Annotated in this window: 4 protein-coding genes and 1 pseudogene; 4 read left to right on the top strand and 1 reads right to left on the bottom strand. The window is 38.8% G+C overall.

The window, feature by feature from the left end; all coding sequences use genetic code 11:
- Together SORDD16_RS11755 and sdbB are read left to right on the top strand one after the other, a co-directional pair.
- Window positions 1–205, top strand: a pseudogene (locus SORDD16_RS11755) (cytochrome c biogenesis protein CcdA); the annotation flags it as partial.
- A gap of 11 nt (window positions 206–216) precedes the next feature.
- Complete coding sequence (gene sdbB, locus SORDD16_RS04840) at window positions 217–762, top strand: thiol-disulfide oxidoreductase-associated lipoprotein SdbB (RefSeq protein ID WP_061414420.1); 546 nt, start codon at window positions 217–219, stop codon at window positions 760–762.
- A 31-nt stretch (window positions 763–793) separates the two neighbouring features.
- Here sdbB and pbp3 read toward each other — a convergent pair whose 3' ends face one another.
- Window positions 794–2,035, bottom strand: coding sequence for a D-alanyl-D-alanine carboxypeptidase PBP3 (gene pbp3 / locus SORDD16_RS04835; RefSeq protein WP_061452567.1), 1,242 nt, complete (start codon window positions 2,033–2,035; stop codon window positions 794–796).
- A gap of 104 nt (window positions 2,036–2,139) precedes the next feature.
- Here pbp3 and SORDD16_RS04830 point away from each other — a divergent pair, with 104 nt between their 5' ends.
- On the top strand, window positions 2,140–3,249 hold the full coding sequence (locus tag SORDD16_RS04830; RefSeq protein WP_061452566.1) for an AI-2E family transporter: 1,110 nt from the start codon (window positions 2,140–2,142) through the stop codon (window positions 3,247–3,249).
- 235 nt (window positions 3,250–3,484) lie between these two features.
- Complete coding sequence (gene tuf, locus SORDD16_RS04825) at window positions 3,485–4,681, top strand: elongation factor Tu (RefSeq protein WP_001040719.1); 1,197 nt, start codon at window positions 3,485–3,487, stop codon at window positions 4,679–4,681.
- Window positions 4,682–4,814 lie beyond the last annotated feature (133 nt).

Below are 4,814 nucleotides of genomic sequence, written 5' to 3'. Positions count from 1 at the left end.
AGCCGTGTTAACATTAGTATACACATTGGGAATGGCCCTTCCTTTCATTGTTTTGGCCTTGGCTTCGGGCTGGATTATGCCCTATTTTAGTAAATTAAAACCCCATATGATTCTACTAAAGAAAATCGGGGGAGCTTTGATTATTTTGATGGGATTATTATTAATGCTAGGGCAATTAAATGCCTTATCAGGAATTCTTGGATAAAAGGAGAAAAAATGAAAAAAGTTATTTTTGCTGGATTGAGCCTCATGTCTCTATTCTTATTGATTGCCTGTGGTGAAAAAGAGACCAAACAGACAAGCAGTCCCAAACAGCCTGCTGTACAACAAATCGCAGTCGGTAAGGATGCACCAGACTTTACCTTGCAGTCTATGGATGGCAAAGAAGTGAAGTTATCAGACTATAAAGGGAAAAAGGTCTATTTAAAATTCTGGGCTTCTTGGTGTGGACCATGTAAGAAAAGCATGCCTGAGCTGATGGAATTAGCTGCCAAACAAGATCGAGACTTTGAAATCTTGAGTGTTATTGCACCAGGTCTACAAGGTGAAAAAACAGTTCAAGACTTTCCAAAATGGTATCAAGAACAAGGCTACAAGGACATTCCAGTTCTATATGATACGCAAGCAACTACCTTCCAAGCCTACCAAATTCGTAGTATTCCAACAGAATACTTGATTGACAGTCAAGGTAAAATCGGAAAAATCCAATTTGGTGCTATTAGCAACGCTGATGCAGAATCGGCTTTTAAAGAAATGAAATAAAGAAAAAATCGCGATTATTCGCGATTTTTTTTTATAGTTTTTCATTGATGAAGCGGATAAATTGATTCCACCAAACCTTCAAAAAGAAGGCTTTTTCTACTTTCTTTTCAGAAACCATTTCAAAAGATGGTTTGTCGGAAGTGAGATAGCCCTGGCCGACCAAATCCTGATCATCATAGGTTAGAGTACCAACAACCTTTCCTTCTTCCAATGGAGCCATTTCTGATGTTGATTTCGGTGTGAATTGGAGAGTTGGTGTAGTACCGCTTCCGATGCGTTGGACGATGGAAATGTCTGACTTAGCGACAGCTGTCACATTATCTTCTTTACCATCAAGAACTGTTACTTTACTATCATTGTATGCTTCACCTTTTTGAACGACAGTTTTTAAGGCAAAGTTTGCAGAAATATAATCTAAAAGTGCAGAAGTTGCAGTAAAACGTGCATAAGGGTTGGTATCTTGTTGATCTGCATTCAAAACAACCGTAATGATACGCATTCCTTTTTCAACGGTTGTTCCAACGAAAGAAGCTCCCGCCTTGTCTGTTGTACCAGTTTTGAGCCCATCAACTCCACCTCGATATGCTGGCATTCCTTCCAACATATAGTTGGTTGAGTGGATTTCAAGTCCAGCAAAGGTAGAAGTTGGTTTTTTGGTGATTTCCAAAACTTGAGGATAATCTCGGATGAGGTTACGAGCGACGATTGCAACGTCGTAGGCGCTCAACTTGTTTTCATCGTCTTTTTTAGAACCAGGATAGATATTATCGCCAAGGGTCTCATTATTTAAACCAGTAGTGTTTACAATAGTTGCATCTTGAATTCCCCATTCAAGAAGTTTAGCCCTCATCTTGTCTACAAAGTCTTTCTCAGAACCAGCAATCTTTTCTGCTAGCGCAATCGCAGCACTGTTTGCACTGGATACCATTGTAGCCTCTAATAGTTGTTCAACAGTATAATTTCGAGCTTCCATAGGGACGTTACTTGCCTCAGAATTAGTTGTAAGTTTGTAAGGATAGTCCGAAATATCAACAGGTGTAGATAGGCTGATGGTTCCTTGTTCCAGAGCTTCATAGACCAAATAAACTGTAACCAGTTTTGTAATAGAAGCAATCTCTACAGGCTGATTTGCATCTTTTTCATAGAGGATTTTTCCAGTTGTAGCCTCGACAGCAGTGGCATGTTTAGCAGCAACATCAAACTCCTGAGCAGAAACAGTAGAAGCTGTTCCAAAAATAAATAGTGTCATTAAAGATAGAATTATTTTTTTCATAGTAGTTTTATTCTATCACAAAGCGAAAAAATATTCTCGATTTTATAGTAAAGCCACCTTATCTTTTTTAGAAATATGGTAAAATAGAGAGAAGGAGGATACCTATGTTCCGTAGAAACAAGTTATTTTTTTGGACAGCTGAAATTTTATTATTAACCCTGATTTTCTATCTTTGGAGAGAGATGGGAGCGCTTATCACTCCCTTTGTGACAGTTGTGAATACCATCATGATTCCATTTTTACTTGGTGGATTTTTTTACTATATAACAAATCCAGTCGTTACTTTCTTAGAAAAGAGATGTAAGGTCAATCGTTTAATTGGTGTACTTTTTACTCTTTGTGCTTTAATGGGAGCCATTGTGGTGGGGGTCGTTTATCTTTTGCCAATTTTGATTAATCAGTTGACTAGCTTGATTATCTCTAGCCAAAACATCTATAGTAGACTACAAGATTTGATCATCGATTTGTCCATGAATCCAGTCTTCCAAAATATTGATATTCAACAAACTATTCAACAACTGAATCTCTCCTATGTGGATATCCTCCAGAATATCCTTAATAGCGTCAGCAACAGTTTAGGAAGCGTCCTTTCAGCCTTGTTTAGTACAGTTCTGATTCTCATTATGACCCCGGTATTTTTGATTTATTTCTTACTGGATGGACATAAGTTGCTACCGATGCTAGAGCGAACTATTTTAAAACATGACAAGTTAAATCTTTCCAGTCTTTTAACCAATTTAAACGCAACGATAGCGCGTTATATTAGTGGAATTGCGATTGATGCTGTTATAATCGGATGTTTAGCCTATATCGGCTATAGTATTATTGGATTAAAGTATGCCCTTGTTTTTGCCATTTTCTCCGGTATCGCAAATTTGATTCCTTATGTTGGACCAAGTATCGGTTTGATTCCAATGGTAATTGCAAATGCATTTACAGATCCTCACCGAATGCTGATTGCTGTTGTCTATATGCTTATTATTCAACAAATCGATGGAAATGTCCTTTATCCACGAATTGTAGGTGGTGTAATGAAAGTACATCCGATCACGATTTTAGTGCTCCTCTTATTGTCAAGTAATATCTACGGTGTTATTGGGATGATTGTAGCAGTGCCAACCTACTCTATTCTCAAAGAAATTACTAAGTTCTTAGCTAAGTTATACGAAAATCATAAAGAAGCAAAGGGATTGGAAAAATCAGATATAAACTAAAATCAGGGAGACCTGATTTTTTGATGAAAACAGCACCGTCAAAATGAAAACAAACTTGAAATGATATCACCGTAAAGAAGTAGAAGAACAGGATTTGATAAGATTCAGAATAATTCACAAAATGTGTGTAAAACACTTGCAATTTAGCAGAAATTTGATAAAATAGTAAGGAAAGTTAGACTGTATTGCCTACTGTCTATCTATAAAATATATTTTATTGGAGGCTTTTACTCAAATGGCAAAAGAAAAATACGATCGTAGTAAACCACACGTTAACATTGGTACTATCGGACACGTTGACCACGGTAAAACTACCCTAACCGCAGCTATCACAACTGTTTTGGCACGTCGCTTGCCTTCAGCAGTTAACCAACCTAAAGACTATGCGTCTATCGATGCTGCTCCAGAAGAACGCGAACGCGGTATCACTATCAACACTGCGCACGTTGAGTACGAAACTGAAAAACGTCACTATGCCCACATCGACGCTCCAGGACACGCGGACTATGTTAAAAACATGATCACTGGTGCCGCTCAAATGGACGGAGCTATCCTTGTAGTAGCTTCAACTGACGGACCAATGCCACAAACTCGTGAGCACATCCTTCTTTCACGTCAGGTTGGTGTTAAACACCTTATCGTCTTCATGAACAAAATTGACTTGGTAGACGACGAAGAATTGCTTGAATTGGTTGAAATGGAAATCCGTGACCTCTTGTCAGAATACGACTTCCCAGGTGACGATCTTCCAGTTATCCAAGGTTCAGCTCTTAAAGCTCTTGAAGGTGACTCTAAATACGAAGACATCATCATGGAATTGATGAACACTGTTGATGAGTACATCCCAGAACCAGAACGTGATACAGACAAACCATTGCTTCTTCCAGTCGAAGACGTATTCTCAATCACTGGACGTGGTACAGTTGCTTCAGGACGTATCGACCGTGGTACTGTTCGTGTCAACGATGAAATCGAAATCGTTGGTATCAAAGAAGAAACTCAAAAAGCAGTTGTTACTGGTGTTGAAATGTTCCGTAAACAACTTGACGAAGGTCTTGCAGGAGATAACGTAGGTGTCCTTCTTCGTGGTGTTCAACGTGACGAAATCGAACGTGGACAAGTTATCGCTAAACCAGGTTCAATCAACCCACACACTAAATTCAAAGGTGAAGTCTACATCCTTACTAAAGAAGAAGGTGGACGTCACACTCCATTCTTCAACAACTACCGTCCACAATTCTACTTCCGTACTACTGACGTTACAGGTTCAATCGAACTTCCAGCAGGTACTGAAATGGTAATGCCTGGTGATAACGTGACTATCGACGTTGAGTTGATCCACCCAATCGCCGTAGAACAAGGTACTACATTCTCTATCCGTGAGGGTGGACGTACTGTTGGTTCAGGTATGGTTACAGAAATCGAAGCTTAATTCGATTAAGTTCTCAGAAGAACAATTATTTAAGTCAGACATTAAAAGAATCTTGTTTCGCAAGATTCTTTTTTATTTATGTGACTTTTAGTCCGTCACGCTCCATAAGGTGCATGACAAATAATGCCTCCTT

This window comes from Streptococcus oralis, from assembly GCF_001578945.1.
Classification (GTDB): Bacteria; Bacillota; Bacilli; order Lactobacillales; family Streptococcaceae; genus Streptococcus; species Streptococcus oralis_Q.
This window is presented reverse-complemented; position numbering and strand designations above follow the sequence as displayed.